The sequence below is a fragment of the Saccharopolyspora karakumensis genome (assembly GCF_004349225.1).
GTDB classification, from domain to species: Bacteria; Actinomycetota; Actinomycetes; order Mycobacteriales; family Pseudonocardiaceae; genus Saccharopolyspora; species Saccharopolyspora endophytica.
The window spans coordinates 1-15094 of sequence record NZ_SMLA01000034.1; the positions used below are offsets into that span (position 1 = coordinate 1).

19 protein-coding genes are annotated in these 15094 nt (G+C 67.7%); 1 reads left to right on the forward strand and 18 read right to left on the reverse strand.

Annotated elements, in window-relative coordinates:
* Window positions 1–286 precede the first annotated feature (286 nt).
* The 16 genes from metK to E1202_RS20480 form a co-directional block, all read right to left on the reverse strand.
* A complete protein-coding gene (gene metK, locus E1202_RS20405; RefSeq protein WP_207918803.1) occupies window positions 287–1483 on the reverse strand; it encodes a methionine adenosyltransferase in 1197 nt (398 codons plus the stop codon).
* A 41-nt stretch (window positions 1484–1524) separates the two neighbouring features.
* On the reverse strand, window positions 1525–2775 hold the full coding sequence (gene coaBC / locus E1202_RS20410; RefSeq protein WP_132684754.1) for a bifunctional phosphopantothenoylcysteine decarboxylase/phosphopantothenate--cysteine ligase CoaBC: 1251 nt from the start codon (window positions 2773–2775) through the stop codon (window positions 1525–1527).
* Window positions 2772–3065: a DNA-directed RNA polymerase subunit omega gene (rpoZ, locus tag E1202_RS20415; RefSeq protein ID WP_132627363.1), complete on the reverse strand. Its 294-nt coding sequence runs from the start codon at window positions 3063–3065 to the stop codon at window positions 2772–2774. The genes coaBC and rpoZ overlap by 4 nt, the downstream gene beginning before the upstream one ends.
* Window positions 3066–3117: 52 nt before the next feature.
* Complete coding sequence (gene gmk, locus E1202_RS20420; protein ID WP_132684755.1) at window positions 3118–3720, reverse strand: guanylate kinase; 603 nt, start codon at window positions 3718–3720, stop codon at window positions 3118–3120.
* Window positions 3717–4034, reverse strand: coding sequence for an integration host factor, actinobacterial type (mihF, locus tag E1202_RS20425; protein ID WP_093154362.1), 318 nt, complete (start codon window positions 4032–4034; stop codon window positions 3717–3719). The genes gmk and mihF overlap by 4 nt, the downstream gene beginning before the upstream one ends.
* 451 nt (window positions 4035–4485) lie before the next feature.
* Entirely contained in the window at window positions 4486–5739 is a 1254-nt protein-coding gene (locus E1202_RS20430) for a WXG100 family type VII secretion target (RefSeq protein WP_132684756.1), read from the reverse strand.
* Between the two features lie 5 nt (window positions 5740–5744).
* Complete coding sequence (locus E1202_RS20435) at window positions 5745–6050, reverse strand: type VII secretion target (protein ID WP_132684757.1); 306 nt, start codon at window positions 6048–6050, stop codon at window positions 5745–5747.
* 15 nt (window positions 6051–6065) lie between these two features.
* Window positions 6066–6485, reverse strand: coding sequence for a YbaB/EbfC family nucleoid-associated protein (locus E1202_RS20440; protein WP_132684758.1), 420 nt, complete (start codon window positions 6483–6485; stop codon window positions 6066–6068).
* Window positions 6486–6508: 23 nt separating this feature from the next.
* Complete coding sequence (locus tag E1202_RS20445; RefSeq protein ID WP_132684759.1) at window positions 6509–7414, reverse strand: DUF6346 domain-containing protein; 906 nt, start codon at window positions 7412–7414, stop codon at window positions 6509–6511.
* A 69-nt stretch (window positions 7415–7483) separates the two neighbouring features.
* On the reverse strand, window positions 7484–7684 hold the full coding sequence (locus E1202_RS20450) for a hypothetical protein (protein WP_132684760.1): 201 nt from the start codon (window positions 7682–7684) through the stop codon (window positions 7484–7486).
* A gap of 113 nt (window positions 7685–7797) precedes the next feature.
* Window positions 7798–8571 (reverse strand): ESX secretion-associated protein EspG, encoded by a 774-nt coding sequence (locus tag E1202_RS20455; RefSeq protein WP_132684761.1) that lies wholly within the window; start codon window positions 8569–8571, stop codon window positions 7798–7800.
* Window positions 8572–8869: 298 nt separating this feature from the next.
* Window positions 8870–9217 carry a hypothetical protein gene (locus tag E1202_RS31870; protein ID WP_207918805.1) on the reverse strand — a complete coding sequence of 116 codons (348 nt, stop codon included), beginning with the start codon at window positions 9215–9217 and terminating at the stop codon, window positions 8870–8872.
* Between the two features lie 850 nt (window positions 9218–10067).
* Window positions 10068–10577 (reverse strand): DUF3558 domain-containing protein, encoded by a 510-nt coding sequence (locus E1202_RS20465; protein ID WP_235878739.1) that lies wholly within the window; start codon window positions 10575–10577, stop codon window positions 10068–10070.
* Between the two features lie 63 nt (window positions 10578–10640).
* Window positions 10641–11039 (reverse strand): hypothetical protein, encoded by a 399-nt coding sequence (locus tag E1202_RS20470; protein ID WP_132684764.1) that lies wholly within the window; start codon window positions 11037–11039, stop codon window positions 10641–10643.
* A 239-nt stretch (window positions 11040–11278) separates the two neighbouring features.
* Window positions 11279–11494 carry a DUF397 domain-containing protein gene (locus E1202_RS20475; protein WP_132684765.1) on the reverse strand — a complete coding sequence of 72 codons (216 nt, stop codon included), beginning with the start codon at window positions 11492–11494 and terminating at the stop codon, window positions 11279–11281.
* 17 nt (window positions 11495–11511) lie between these two features.
* The gene (locus tag E1202_RS20480; RefSeq protein ID WP_132684766.1) at window positions 11512–12363 is read right to left on the reverse strand and encodes a helix-turn-helix domain-containing protein; all 852 of its coding nucleotides are present in this window, start codon (window positions 12361–12363) and stop codon (window positions 11512–11514) included.
* A 194-nt stretch (window positions 12364–12557) separates the two neighbouring features.
* On the opposite strand from E1202_RS20480, the gene E1202_RS20485 reads away from it, so the two are divergent.
* Entirely contained in the window at window positions 12558–13871 is a 1314-nt protein-coding gene (locus E1202_RS20485) for a hypothetical protein (RefSeq protein ID WP_132684767.1), read from the forward strand.
* Between the two features lie 38 nt (window positions 13872–13909).
* Here the strand turns inward: E1202_RS20485 and E1202_RS20490 are convergent, their stop codons facing one another.
* Together E1202_RS20490 and E1202_RS20495 are read right to left on the reverse strand one after the other, a co-directional pair.
* Window positions 13910–14104 carry a hypothetical protein gene (locus E1202_RS20490; protein WP_132684768.1) on the reverse strand — a complete coding sequence of 65 codons (195 nt, stop codon included), beginning with the start codon at window positions 14102–14104 and terminating at the stop codon, window positions 13910–13912.
* 2 nt (window positions 14105–14106) lie between these two features.
* Window positions 14107–14964, reverse strand: a complete 858-nt coding sequence (locus E1202_RS20495) for a hypothetical protein (protein ID WP_165943923.1) — start codon at window positions 14962–14964, stop codon at window positions 14107–14109.
* Window positions 14965–15094: the final 130 nt, after the last annotated feature.

Sequence of the window (15094 nt, forward strand, 5' to 3'; positions counted from 1 at the left end):
CGCCCAACCCGCACCCGCGCACACCGGCACCGAGCCAGAAAAGGGTCGATGCCCCCAACACTCATCGGCACGTCGCGCTCGGCACCAGGTCCCCCGATTGCGGCGGCACTCCACCCACAACCCCGAATACCGCCGCAATCCGGTACCGGAAACCGGCCGTAATCGGATCCCTGATTACGGCGGTGTTCCCGGTGACGGGTGCCTCCGTTCGGCGCGTGGCACGGCGTGGGAACGCCAAGAAGGCGTCCCGGAGCGGAGCTCTGGGACGCCTTCTCCAGGTCGGCTGTTAGAGGCCTGCTGCTGTCCTGAGGGCTTCGGCCCGGGTGGTGGATTCCCAGGGGAGGTCGACGTCCGTGCGGCCGAAGTGGCCGTAGGCGGCGGTGGCCGAGTAGAGCGGGCGCAGGAGGTCGAGGTCGCGGATGATGGCGGCCGGGCGGAGGTCGAAGACCTCGTTGACCGCCGTCTGGATCCGGTCGGGGTCGACGGTCTCGGTGCCGAAGGTCTCGATGAACAGGCCGACCGGCGCGGCCTTGCCGATGGCGTAGGCGACCTGGACCTCGATGCGCTCGGCGAGTCCGGCGGCGACGACGTTCTTGGCCACCCACCGCGTCGCGTACGCCGCGGAGCGGTCGACCTTGGACGGGTCCTTGCCGGAGAAGGCGCCGCCGCCGTGGCGGGCCATGCCGCCGTAGGTGTCGACGATGATCTTCCGCCCGGTCAGGCCTGCGTCGCCCATGGGACCGCCGACGACGAACCGGCCGGTCGGGTTGACCAGCAGTCGCGTGTCGGAGGTGCTCAGCTGGAGCGACGAGACCTCCGGCTCCACGACGTGGGCCTTGATGTCTCCGACGAGCTGCCCGTCGAGGTCGATCTCCTCGGCGTGCTGGGTGGACAGCACGACGGTGTCCAGCCGCACGGCCTTCTCGCCGTCGTACTCGATGGTGACCTGGGTCTTGCCGTCCGGCCGCAGGTAGGGCAGCACGCCGTCCTTGCGGACGCGGGTGAGCCGACGCGACAGCCGGTGGGCCAGCGCGATGGGCAGCGGCATGAGCTCGGGCGTGTCGTCGCAGGCGTAGCCGAACATCAGGCCCTGGTCACCGGCGCCCTGCTGGGCGATCTCGTCGATGACGCCTTCGACGCGGGTCTCGTGCGCGGTGTCGACGCCCTGAGCGATGTCGGGCGACTGGGAACCGATGGCGACGTTGACCCCGCAGGAGTTGCCGTCGAAGCCCTTGGCCGAGGAGTCGTAGCCGATCTCGAGGATCTTCTCGCGCACGATCGCTGGGATGTCGGCGTAGGCCTCGGTGGTGACCTCGCCGGCCACGTGCACCTGCCCGGTGGTCACCATGGTCTCCACGGCGACGCGGGAGCGCGGGTCCTGCGCGAGCAGCGCGTCCAGGACGGAATCGCTGATCGCGTCGCAGATCTTGTCGGGATGCCCTTCGGTCACCGACTCACTGGTGAACAACCGCTGCTGGCTCAACGACTCTCCTCTGGTGCTTGCGGCCTCGTTGCCGACAAACACTACTGGTCGGAGAGCCGCCGACCGACCGAGTCCCACAATGTGGACGCCAGCAGGGACTTGGCGCCGAAGGCGATGCGCTCCTCGGTCCCGTCGTCGCCGAGCAGCCAGCCGGAGTTGTCCTCGACCTCGAAGGCCATGCCCTCGCCCACGGCGTTGACCACGAGCATGTCGCAGCCCTTGCGCGCGAGCTTCGCCCGGCCGTGGTCGAGGACGGACGAGGTGGCATCACCGGTTTCGGCGGCGAATCCGACGATCAGCGACGCCGAGAGCTTGCCGGCCGACCGCGCTTCGACGATCTCGGCGAGGATGTCGGGATTGCGGGCCAGCGCAACGGGTTCCGGGTCCCGCTCGGTCTTCTTGATCTTGTGCTCGACCCGGTTGACCGGTTTGAAGTCGGCCACGGCGGCGGCCATGACGACCGCATCGGCCCCGTCGGCCTCGGCGAGCATCACCGACCGCATCTCCTCGGCGGTCCCGACCTTGATCAGCTGCACTCCGGCGGGGGTGATCAGGTCAGCGGTGTGCGCCGCCACCAGCGTCACGTCGGCGCCGCGGTGCGCGGCGATGCGCGCCAGCGCGTAGCCCTGCCGCCCGGAGGAGCGATTTCCCAGGTAGCGGACGGGGTCGAGCGACTCCCGCGTGCCCCCTGCGGAGATGACCACCCGGCGCCCTCCCAGGTCCCACGGCAGCGCGGTGGACGAGGTCAGCAGCAGCCGGGCCAGGTCGACGATCTCGGCCGGGTCGGGCAGCCGCCCCTTGCCGGTGTCGGAGCCGGTGAGCCGACCGCTGTCGGGCTCGGCGACGATCACACCGCGACTGCGCAGCGTCGCCACGTTGTGCTGCGTCGCCGGGTGCTCCCACATCTCGGTGTGCATCGCCGGGACCATCAGCACGGGGCAGCGCGCGGTCAGCAGGGTGTTGGTGAGCAGGTCGGGCGCCTGCCCGTTGGCCGCGCGGGCCAGCAGGTCAGCGGTGGCGGGGGCGACGACGACGAGGTCGGCTTCCTGCCCGAGGCGCACGTGCGGGACCTCGTGCACGTCCGAGAACACGCCGGTGACCACCGGCTGCCCGGACAGGGCCTCGAAGGTCGCGGCGCCGACGAAGTTCAGCGCGGCCTCGGTCGGCACGACGCGGACGCTGTGACCGGACTCGGTCAGGCGCCGCAGAACCTCGCACGCCTTGTAGGCGGCGATGCCACCGCTGACGCCGAGGACCACCCGCGGGCGGTCCTCGGTCGGTCCAGACGTCACTCGCCTTCGGTGTGCTCGAGCACGCCGGCGTGGATCTCGCGCAGCGCGATCGACAGCGGCTTCTCACGCGGGCCGGGCTCGACCAGCGGGCCGACGTACTCCAGCAGGCCTTCGCCGAGCTGGGCGTAGTAGTCGTTGATCTGCCGCGCGCGCTTGGCGGAGTAGATGGCCAGCGCGTACTTCGAGCTGACCTGCTCGAGCAGGTCGTCGATCGGCGGGTAGGTGATGCCCTCGACGGTGTTGGTCGACGGGCTGCTGTTGAGCGCAGCCAGCGCGCTAGGGGTGCTCACAGGTGTGGCTCCTGCTCAGTAGTAGGTCGCTCGGAGAACGGGAAGGGAGACGTCACTTCTCGTGGCCGAGTATCAATCGTACCAATTCGCTGGTCGCGGACTCCACGTCGGCGTTGACGACGGTCTCGTCGAACTCCGGTTCGGCTGCCAGCTCGTCCCGCGCGGCGGCGAGTCGCTTCTCGACGACGTCGGCCGGTTCGGTGCCGCGGCCGGTGAGCCGGTCGACCAGCTCGTCCCAGGACGGCGGCAGCAGCATGACCAGCTGCGCGTCCGGCCAGGCCTTGCGAACCTGGCGGGCGCCTTGGAGTTCGATCTCCAGCACGGCCGGCTTGCCCGCGGCGATCGCCTCTTGGACGGGCTTGCGGGGCGTCCCGTAGAAGTTGCCCGCGTAGCGGGCGTGTTCGAGCATCTCGCCGTCGGCGATCATCCGCTCGAACTCCGCGACGGAGACGAAGTGGTAGTGCACTCCGTCGATCTCACCGGGGCGCGGAGCCCTGGTGGTCGCGGACACGCTGAAGTACACCTCCGGAACCTGCCTGCGCACCTCGCTGAGCACGCTGGACTTGCCGACTCCAGAAGGCCCGGAAACGACGGTGAGCCGAGGCTCGCCCTGACGGACGGTCCTCGGCTCAGCGCCGGTTTTTGCGTCGATCACTCGCCGCTGAACTCGGTGAGCAGCGCCTTGCGCTGCCGCTCGCCCAGCCCGCGCAGCCGACGGCTGTTGGCGATCTCCAGCCGCTCCATGATCTGCTGCGCACGGACCTTGCCGACGCCGGGAAGGGCCTCGAGCAGGGCGGAGACCTTCATCTTGCCCAAGACCTCGTCGTTGTCGGCGGTCTCCAGGACCTCCGCCAGCGTGGTTCCGCCTCGCTTGAGGCGCTCCTTGAGCTCAGCTCGGGCGCGACGGGCGGCAGCCGCCTTTTCCAGAGCTGCTGCCCGCTGCTCCTCAGTCAGCTGGGGAAGGGCCACCATGTCCTCCGTGATGTGGGGTTTCTCTTGATCGGTGCGGGCGACGGTACCGAGTCCCGAAAGGCGGTTGCCCACGGGGGTCCCGGTTTTGTGGAACGGATCAGTCCGCCCCACCGCCCTGGCCCTTGAAGTTCTACCCGTACAAGGCGTGCACGAGCACGGGGCCGCTGCAAGTCCTATCAACAAAGCCGCTGAAGTGCACTAATCTCAGCAAAACTTATCGGAATGTGTCCGATTTCCGCACAGTTGAGCCACGTGAGGGTTGTCTCCGCAGGTCACAACCGCGTTAAACGGTCCCCGAACGCACGGCGTTCGAGAGCCTGTTCTATGATGGAAGTTGATCTTGTTTTCTCCTGCTCAGCGGAAAGGGCGGTCCCCGTGATGCGGCACCGAAGCACCCCGCGGCCCCGCCCGTCCAGACGCGGCGGGGCCAGAGCCTGACACCGCCGGCTCAACCACCCGAGCCGGTCGGATCACCGCTGCGGTCGTAGCCGTCGTAGTACGAGCCGGAGTCGGAGTCGTAGGTCTGCTCGTGGTACTGCTCGTGCCCCAGCCCACCGCGGAGAAGAGCGCTCTCGGGCTTGGTCACGTTCGCCGCGCGGCTCATGTCATCGGCGTAGCGGCCGCTGTAGCCGGCGTTCTGCGCCCAGTCCTGAGCCCGCTTGCCGACCCCTTCGGTGACCGCCTGACCGGCTTCGCCGGCGCCGTGGGACCAGCGCAGCCCGGTTCCCGCCAGGTTCTCCGAGCCCCGTCCGAGCGCGCTCGCCGCGTCGGAGGTGCGGCCGGCGGCGGAGGCGAGGCCGTCGGAGGCGCGCGTCGTGCCGGAGGCAGCCGTGCCCAGGGCGTCAGCGCCCGCCGAGGCGCGGCTCCCCGCCGTCAGCAGGTCGCCCGCCGCCGCAGGGGCGGTCGAGGCGGCCTTGGTGCCCGCGGCGGTCAGGTCAGCGCCGACCTTGGCACCGACCTGGGCCATGTCGTCGAGGACGCGGGCCAGCATGGCTCCGGCCTTGCCGAGCTTGGCCAGCAGCTGGCTGATCTTCGCGGTGATCTTGGCGGTGGTCATGCCCACGCGCCCGGCGGCGTAGGCGAGGTAGCCCGCGACCGTGGCGCCGAAGCTGATCACCGACCCGGCCAGCGCCGCGAGAGCGCCCTTGACCAGCTCAGCGACGATCGCGGCGATGATGTCGCGGACGATCGCCCGGCAGGTGGCGACCATGGTGCCCGCGGTGGCGATCGTCGCCGAGGCGCTGCCCGCGCTGATCGCCATGCTCTGCAGGCCCTCGGTGTACTGCTGGACCTGCTTGGCGTAGGCGTCCTTGGCCTGTCCCGACCACCCGCTGGTCTGCTGCTCGGCCTGGCTCGGGAAGTCGGCGGCGAGCCCTTCCAGGTCGGCCTTGATCTCCAGCCAGGTGTCGGCGCCCACCTTGATGGCGTTGGGGTCGCCGGCGAGGAAGTCGAGCAGTTCGCGCAGCGGCGCGAGGTGTTCCATGAGCCATCCGACTCCGGCCGCCAGCGCGGTGCCGACCGGATCGATCGCGGTCACCAGACCGTCGAGCGCGAGAACCCCTGCGCTGGCGGCGAAATCACCCCAGTCGCCCTGGCTGATGGCGTTGGCGGTGGCGCGGGCCGAGTCCACGGGCCCTGCGCCGGCGCTCCAGGCGCTCGACCCCAGCGACGGAGCCTCCGTGTCGACGAACATCGGGGACATCGGGATCACCACTCGATCTCGCCCAGGCAGGCGGCCTGGTCGTTGTCGTCGGCGGTGTAGGAGGTGGCGCACTCACCGACGGCCTGCCCGAGCGCGTCGGTGCGATCGGAGAAGGTGTTGAGCTGCTCGACGGCCTGCTGCGAGGTCGTGCGCGCCTGCGTGGAGAACGCCTGCCCCACGAGCCCGAAGGACTCCACGCCGAAGTCCACCCCGTCGCCCTTGCTCGCGGCGTCGGAGATCTTGCCCGCGAGCTCGGCGAGGTAGTTCGCGTGGGAGGTCAGCGCCTCCGGTTTGACGGTCATGTGCGTCATGGTCGGATCTCCTCGTCAGCGCAGGAACGTCTGCGGTGGTTCGTCGTCGAAGTCGTCGTCCGCAGGCCGCGCGGGTCGTGGCTCGGCGGCCTCGGGGTCGGCGGGCAGCTGCGTGCGCAGGAAGTCGAGCCCGGCGCTTCCGGCCACGGGTTCGACGGTGTCCACGACACGTCCGGCGACCTTGGCTTGCGCCTGCCCGGCGAGCTGCAGGATCGTGTCCTTCAGCCGGTCCGGCCCGCGGTGCAGGGCCCGCTTGTCGATGTGCAGGTCCTTGAGCGCACCGTTGGCGCTGACGGTCACCGCGACGGCTCCGTCCGGCTCAGCCGCTGTCTCGCTCATCTCCTGCAGGCTCTGCTGGATCTCCTGCGACTGCCGGACCATCTCGTCGGCGCGCGCCTGCATCGATGCCAGCCACTGCTCTGGCGACTGTTCCACCACAACCCCCTTCACGTTCGCTGCTACGACGTGGCGCCGTCCTTCGCGGTTCCGTCGAATTGCCCACGATGCCGGTCTGCGATCAGCAGCAGCCGCTGGCCGAAGGCGAGCACGGCCAGCGGAATCGCCACGGCTCCGAGAACTCCGAGCCAGTTGCCGAAGCCCGCGACGAGGCCGAGCAGGGTTCCGGCGGACCCGATCCAGCGCAGCCGGTTCCCCGCCCGTTCGCACGTGACCTGGCGTTCCGGCGAGATCAGGGGAGGTGGTTCGAGTCCGTGGCGGCGCCGGTTGATGCCCATGACGACCGCGGCGGCGAGCGCGAAGTGGCCGAGCAGGAGCGTGATCACCGCCAGGCCGGGGACCACGGCCGGAGCGGCTGTGGCCAGGCCTCCGGCGATCAGCAGCCCCCAGCCGACGGGAAGCGCCAGCGGCTGCCACAGCTGCAAGCGGGTCGTCCGGCGTCGGCCGGCCCACTGCTCGGCGAACGGCGAGCGCGGTCCCGGGATCTCGACGCCCATGATCGCCACTCCCAGCAGCGGGATCATCATGGCCCAGCCGAACCCGGCGAAGGGCTTCGGCCTCTCCGCGGTGATCATGTGGCCGGAGTTGTCGACCTCGCGCCACGCGACCGGGGCGGGCTCGGCGTGGTTGCGCGGGGTCAGTTCCGACTGCTTGAAGACGGTTTCACCGGTGCTGCCGTCGTCCCAGGTGATCGCGGCATCGCACCGCCAGTACCAGCCGAGACCCGACGAGCTCACGGGCCCGACCCGCTCGCAGCGCGTGGCCAGCGCCGTTCCCCGCTGCGTGACGACGCCGTCGGAGGACAGCGCGCCGGAGACGGCGAAGACGGTGTAGCACAGGGCCAGCGCCACGAGTCGCACGACGACCTGCCACGCGACGTAACCGGCCCGCTCGATTCCCGCCGACACCGCTCCCCCACGACCTCGCCGTGTCACCTGGGCCCGCGAGCAACAAGCGCAGGGCTCCGAAAGCGCTGCTCAGCCACGCCGCTTGGCGGTGGCGAACCGCCACACGAGGAAGCCGACCCCAGCGGCCACGGCGATGTGCGGACCGTAGTCCGGGACGTTGATGAAGACCGCGGCCAGCACCAGCACGATCGCGATGCCGACCAGGCCGGTCCGCCAATCGCGATACCCAGGTCGCGCTCTGCGCTCGGACGACTTCTCCCCATCAGCCACGGATCCAGCCTCCCAGCGATGTTTCAGCGAGCGGCCCGAACCTAGCAGGCGGCGGACGAGCTCTTCACGGACGCGAAAGAGCCCCGGGCGCGCGACCCGGGGCTCCGCTCTCGCTACAGCGTTTTGACGAGGTCCTGCACGCGACCGGCCATGCGCTGCCGGTCGATGGGCGCGATGGTCGTCCACCCCTCGTCGCTGCGGTGGCTGTTCTCGATCATGTACCAGCCCTTGGCGTTGGCGAAGAAGTTGGTGACCATCGGGGCCCGGTGCCGCTTGCCCTGGCCGTCCATGACGGCGTAGCCGACCTGCGCGTAGGCGTTGCGAGCGCCACCGGCCATCTCGACCAGCGTCTTGGCCTCCTCGCGGCGGAGACCTTGCCGCACGAGCGCTTCGCCCATCTCGCGGTCGTTGCCGGCGGACTTGGCGGCGACTTCCATCGCCGAGCTGCGCAGCGACACTCCCCGCCCGGGGCCGGCCTTGACGTCGTCGGGCAGCACGCTCAGCAGCGCCCGCACCATGGAATCGGCGGGCAGCGTCTGGACGGTCACGGCTTCCTCGGTGAGCACCGCGAGCGTCGCGTGACCCCGGGTGGAGGCGACCATGCCCGCGACGGTGCGCTGGCCACCGTCGGGCGTGCGCTGCCGGAAGTTGATGTCGAAGGCCCGCTCGTAGCGCGTGAGCGGCAGCAGGGCCCCCTGGATGTCCTCTTCGCGCATCTCGTTGCCGAAACCGAGCGCCTGCAGCTCATCTCGCGCGCGGGCCTCGACCTGGCGCCGTTCGGTTTCGAGGATGCCTTCGGGCAGGACGTTGAGCACGAGCGGCTTGGTGCCGAGGTTGAAGTACTTCCACGCCTCGTGGAAGCCCTGCTTCGACAGCTCGATCTTCACCGGTTCTCCCCAGCCAGAAAGTGTGGACGGCACAGCCCCGAGAGCGTCCACGAATTGATCCGAGTTGTTCACTGATCCGTCCAGTTCTCAGCCGTTCGGAAGCCCATGACGCACGGCCGTCCCCCACAGTCCGAGCCCTGATCGTCCACGTTCTCGCAAGAACCAGTGGGCGGCACCGAAGCGGTACCGCCCACTGGCCGATCTGCGTTGACGAGCGATTACCGCTGGTTGTCCCAGTCACCGAAGACCGGCGGGGCGACCTTCGGCAGGTCCTCGTCGAAGACGCCCTGGTCGCCGATCAGGTAGTCGGGAGTCTCGTGCTCGAGATCGTCCTCGCCTTCCTGACCCCGGCCGCGCGCACCCGCGCCCGCACCGGCACCGGCAGCACCACCGCGGCCACCGGCGCCTGCAGCACCGCCGGCCCCGGCAGCACCACCGAGACCACCCATGCCCGCACGACCACCGGCGCCCATCCCGGGACCACCGGCACCCGCACGACCACCGGCACCAGCACCCGAGCCGGCCCCCAGGCCACGACCCGCACCAGCACCACCACGGCCACCAGCACCGCTACCGGCACCCGGCCGCCCGCCGGCACCCGAACCCGGAACACCGGGACGACCGGCGCCGAGACCAGGAGTGCCACCGGGGTAACCCGGAGTACCAGGCCCACCCGGGACGCGACCGGCGCCACCGGGGTTCTGGCCCGAACCCGAGCCGCCACCAGGCGGAGTCGCCCAAGCAGCACCGGTACCCGCAGCGGCACCGCCACCGTAAGCACCACCGCCGTAGGAGCCGCCGGCACCCGAGCCAGCACCGGCAAGGCTGCCGGAACCACCGGAGCCACCAGCCCAAGCACTGGAGGTGGACGACGGAGACGGCGAACCAACACCACCGACGCCGGGGCCGGACGAGCCCGTCACAGTAGTCTTCATGCCACCGTCTGGCGGCGGAGTGAAGACGGCACTGCCAGCAACGTTGTTCTGGCTGGTCTCCTGGTACGTGCTGAAAGCCTGTACGGCCTCCTGACGCAACTTCTCGTTGTGCGCCTTGGCGTCCTCAGCGTCTGTGGATCCAGTCGTGAGGGTGTCCCAGCCTTCTTCAAGCCAGTTGTCATCCGGAACAGCCTGCTCTTCGCCCTCGCCTGGAATCGAGGTCTGGACCTTGCCGAAAGCGTCACCCTGAGCAGTCATCTGCTCGGATTGAAGCTTTGCGCTGTCCGCCGTGACCTCAGTCCACAGGACGACCGGCATGGCCTGGTTCTTCATGGCCTCGCCGGACTCGGACTGCATGACCGCGCCGACCTGCTTCAGCTTGTCCTCAAGCCGGGTCTTCAGCTCACGGAGATACTCGTCCTCTTTGTTCCACCCAGTCGAGACCTCGTAGAGCCCTTCAGCCCCAGCTCCGCTGTTGGCCCACTTACGCATCTGGTCGAGCTGCGCACCTTCAAAGTCCGCAGGCTCAAGTTGCCTACCTGTCACCGCCTACCCCCTCAGTCAGGCATTCGGAAGATTCTGAACAACCGCACCTGCGATTTGCTTGCCCACGTCGCACGCGTTGACGTTCTGGACCCGAGAGATGGCGTTCACGAACACGGATCCCTGGTCTGAGACGTCAACGGAGACCATGCAGTTCCGTCCCTCGTTGCCCGACTGCGCCGCCGGGTAACCGGCTACCTCAGCAGGCACGACGTTTGCGGTGGTCTCAGTGAAGCCCTGCATCGTCTCAGTCGTCGTGACAGTGACGAATGCGTTCCAACCCTGGTCAGAACCGGCCTGGCCAGAAACGTAGGTGCAACCGGGCTTGCCATTCGACTCGCGCGGCTGCGGAGGCATCGTGACCCCAAGAGCCTGATGCTGGTCCTGCGGCAAACTCATGCACTGATCCGCGAGCTGCACCGACTTGGCGGGCGCTTGACGCGACGAGCTCGGCGGAGCCGGGGACTCGGCCGGGGCGCTGCTAGGGGTTTCCGTGGTACCACCATTCCCCGAGCAACCAGCCAGCACAAAGCTGGCCAGAACCGAGCCGATAGCGAGCCCCTTACGCAAGGTTTCCTCCTCTGTCCGGTCTCAAGACCGGAGGCTGTCCGCCGAGTCCTGGTCATTCGTGCGCGTCTGAGTAGCACTCGCGCGCAGGTTTGCTGCAGTGTCCTTGAAGACACGTGCAAGCTTTCGGTAGTTGGTCAGGTATGCCTGCTCATCGCCCTCAGCGACCTGCCCGTAGGTCGAAGCCGCGCTGACGCTGACCGGGTCCTTGCCCGCCGTCGGCACGGTCGCCAGCTCGAAGACGTCGGCCTCGCGGGCTTCCATCGCGAGCGCTTCAGCTTCGAAGAACGACGCAAGCTCGTCGACCTTGTCAGGTTCGATGCGCATCGAACCGCCTGCGGACTGCGACTGCGCAAGTGCAGCCTTGTCAGCCATGCGGTCAACAGTTTCGACAAGCCCGCTCCAGATGTTCGGGAACGTCATGCCGCGCCTCCCTCGCTACTCACGCTGAACTCCCCTTGTCCAGGTGCCGTCGCGATGAGGGCGACGGACATCCACTTGCCAGCGTGGCAAACGTTAGCGCACGGGTGTACGCGCGTGTAGCGAAGTTGGGCAAAACAGGAACCGGCAACCGAGTGAAATGGGTCTCAGATCGCCGCTAGGGGCTTCTCAACCAGTTGATCTTGTGTTCAAGCCCCTATCGACCCCTATCAACTACATGATCACCTGCGAAAAGGGCTGACGAACCGGTCGTCCTGCAGCCCCTGCACGAAGGATGACCACGCCGGCTGCCCGAACATCAGGTGCTGACCAGCAGGGTTCTTCGAGTCACGGGTGTGCACGGTGTCGCCCGCGAAGGCGACTTCAACGCAGTTCGCGTAGTTGCTGCTCCGAGTGCTCTTACGCCACTGAAGCGCATGCCGTTCCGGCTCAGTCACAATCCGCTCCTTGAGTTTTAAACGAGTTTGTCGGCGATGTCGTTCATGAGCGCAATTGAATCGTGGGTAGGCAACGCGGCTTCGTGCAACCGCCGAAGGGCTTCTCTCGTCGCAGCGACATGCTCGGGTTCTTCCAGGAACGCACTGCTACCGCGGTTCTCCAGAAGGACCAGGCTCGGATGCTGGTCGAAGTCGAAGAGGACGAAGGGGCCGTCCAAACCGGGATGCGCACCTGCGCGGGTTTCGACTACCCGGACCGTGATGTTGTCCTGTCTGGCCGCAGAAACGAGGTGGCGAATCTGCTGGTACATCACACCTGCGTCGCCCACCAGCCGCTCAAGCGTGCTCTGCTCGATCAACGCCTCGAAGTGCGGAGCATTAGCCCTGTTCAACACTGTCTGACGGCTGAGACGAGAGGTGACCAACGTTTCGATCTCAGCGATGTTCAGATCAGGGTCCGTTCCACCGACGAGCGCCGACGCGTACCCCGTTGTCTGCAACATGCCTGGTACGAGCATCGTCTCGTAGTTGAAGATCGCCGCCGCTTCCCGCTCGAACCTGGTCGCCTCCTCCCACATCGCAGGCATACGCCCTTCCTGCACGCGCCACCAGTTCGGCATCGACGCGTTCCGCACCAGGCTCAACAGCTCTTCCCGGCGCCGCGCCGGAACGCGGTAGAGCCCGAGGAGCGCCGACACGTCATCGACCTGCAATCCGCGCTGCCCGGACTCCATCCGAGACAGCTTGCTCATGGACATGCCAAGAGCCCCGGCAACCTCCTCAGCCCCGAGCCCACTCCGCAGCCGAAGCTCCCGCAGCTCGCTCGACACCCGCCGAACCCGAACCGGCACACCCACACGACCACTCATCGATCCTCCCGATCACGATCAACAACGCGACCAAGATCGGCACTTGCCGCAAGGGCACGAAAGACCACGACCCCGAATTCAGCCACCGGATACAACGAGGCGAACCCAACAGTTTCACCAATCACTCCTGGTGATGCCCTCGCCCTCCTTACGATGGCGCCGTTCACGAGAACGTCTGCGAGGGGGAGACTTCTGTGCCGAATCAGCCGGGCTGGAATCAACACTGGGCGCAACAGCCGCAGCAGAACTGGCAACCGCAACCCTGGGGCCCACCGCCTCAGCCGCCCAGGGGAAAGAAGAAGTGGCCGCGCGTCGTCTTCGCGGTCTTCGGCGTGCTGTTCATCGCCTTCCTGACCCGGCTCGGCTTCGTGATCGTCGAGAGGCAGTCCAAGCAGGCCGACGACGGGCCGACCGCCCCGGCCGCCAACTACCGGGACCACGTGGTTGCGCTTGCTCAGTCACCGGGGGCCGGGTCTCCGAACAGCTACGGCGGAACCGCGATGTACGACGCGTGCGAATTCCTGCCGATGGACGCGCTGGACAACCTGGGGCTGCCGCCATCGCCGGAGATGACCGTGCTGCACAACTACTTCGACGGAGACGTCCCACCCGACCGGACCGTCGAAGAAGACTCGTTGGCTCCGAGCGTGTGCAGTTACGCGTTCCCGAAGCAGGCCGGGGTGACGATCGAGGTCTTCCAGCCTCCCTACACAGCCCCGGATCGGATGCGGGCCTGGCAGCCCGATCCGGAGGACGGACCGATCATGCAGGACCGCGACTTCAGCGTGCAGAACTACTACGACCCGGGGAACCACTGGTGGGACGTGCGCCTCGCCCGTCCTGACCTGGTCGTCAGGGCAACGGTGAAGGGGCCGCGCGATACCGCTGGCGGTCGCAGCGAAAGCGGACGGGACGGAAAGCCCATCGCCGACGCCCTCGTTGAACCGATGCTGGCCAGGGCGCTCGCCGGGCCGACTCCGCACCGCCAGTACGAATTCACCGGCCCCTACTCCGGCCAGAGGGACGCCTGCGAGGTCTTTCCCGCCCAAGGCGTCGAAGCAGTTCTCAACAAGCCGGTCAAACCGCAGGCGTGGGCGAACTACCGCGTCGGCGACACGGTCATGACCGAGTTCGACGGTTCGGTCTCCTACCGCGTCGAGAACAAGTGCACCCGCCACACCCTCACCGAAGGCGGCAGGATCGGCGACGGCGACGGCGAAGCCAAGCTCTCCCTCAGCACCTGGCAGGACAGCCAAGGCGCGACCAACCGCCAAACCGCACTATGCCGTGACACGATCGGCGGCATTGCTCCGATCCCAGTACAGGCCCAGCTCGGCGACGGCCCGGTCTGCACCCTGCAAACCGGCAACGGCGCAACCCTCCTCACCTTCAAGGCCGGCCACACCACAGCCGAACTCTCAGTCTCCGACCCCCTGGCAGACCCGGCACAGGAAGCCCAACGCCTGATGCCCCTAGCCCAGCAGGTAGCCACAAACCTCGCGGGCTGATGGAGTCGGAGGAACTAACCGATTCGCCCACGAACGAGCTAGCGTTCTAGCAGATGGCCGATCTCTTCCCGGCGCTTTCTCCGCGCGCCGATGGCCTTCAACACGGCGATGCCGAAGAGCATGAGCACGATCATTGCGATGCCCAGGGAGACGTAGTATCGGGCGCCATCGGAGGGCTCGAAAGAGCTCAGCGCTCCGACGGGAACGAACACACCCACAAAGCCGTAGAACAACGTCAGGCCGAATTGCCTGTTGAACTTCTTCGCCCAGACCTTGTGGCGCTCGCGTGCCCAGTTGAGCTCTTGATTTGACAGGCCGGGTCTCGGTACGAACGGGCCATCGCTCGGGGACAACGTCGTGTCTGCGGATGCGCGAGAACCAGCATGCGCCCCGCGGAATTGGGGATCGTCCTGACGACGGTCAACCCGGCCGCGTCGACCGCCATCCCGATATCCGTCAGCGACAGAACCGAGTGCTGGGACGTATCGAGGTGATAGCATCCCATGTCGTCCATCTCAGCATCCCTCAGCTCGACGTTGAGCCAACTCAGGGAATCACCCGTGTCCAGCATTGGCGTGGTTTCCTGCCGAGTTCTGGTCGAATCGCAGCAACCACCCTTCTTGCCGAGTTCATCATCCCGGTATGCCCAGCCGTGCTTTCGAAGCATGTCGACGATCTCGGCCATCGGGATCTCCCGGTAATCCAGCCAGTCGATCTCGACTGCTTGCTGACGCGCCCTCCGCTCCTGCGCCAGCTGCTCAAGCCGTGCCAGCTGGCGTTCCCTCCGACTGGCACGGACGCCGCGAGGAGTACCGAGGGTGGTCGCGACTGTGACCACGGTGATCTTCGCGGTGCGGACAAAGCGCAGCATCAAGCTGCCGTACCGACTGACCTCGCCCGTGAATTGGAACCCCTCGCGCCTGGCCAGCTCCTTGATCATGTGGTCTGAGAGGGGATGCGCACGCCAGACCGTGACCTCGACCTGCCCGTCACCTGCTCGACGACGGCCGGCCAAGTCCTTCCTCACCGAGGAGATACCACCCGCCGTGCTCTGGAAGCGCGCGAACACCCGTTCCAACGCCACCCACAGCATTACCGCAGCAAAAAGCAAGCCGCCGATCAGCGTGCCCTGTCAACTCCTCCTGAATCAGGCGATCTTGGACGGTGACCCCGGAAAACCGGACATCGCGCCTTCCACTTCTAGCCAGACCGCAGACCGAACG

Excerpts from the sequence above, each read along its gene's own strand:
- E1202_RS20435 (WP_132684757.1), bottom strand. The coding sequence starts at position 6,050 with ATGACGCACATGACCGTCAAACCGGAGGCGCTGACCTCCCACGCGAAC.
- E1202_RS20470 (WP_132684764.1), bottom strand. The coding sequence starts at position 11,039 with ATGACGTTCCCGAACATCTGGAGCGGGCTTGTCGAAACTGTTGACCGC.
- E1202_RS20495 (WP_165943923.1), bottom strand. The coding sequence starts at position 14,964 with ATGCTGTGGGTGGCGTTGGAACGGGTGTTCGCGCGCTTCCAGAGCACG.
- E1202_RS20430 (WP_132684756.1), bottom strand. The coding sequence starts at position 5,739 with ATGTCCCCGATGTTCGTCGACACGGAGGCTCCGTCGCTGGGGTCGAGC.
- E1202_RS20480 (WP_132684766.1), bottom strand. The coding sequence starts at position 12,363 with ATGAGTGGTCGTGTGGGTGTGCCGGTTCGGGTTCGGCGGGTGTCGAGC.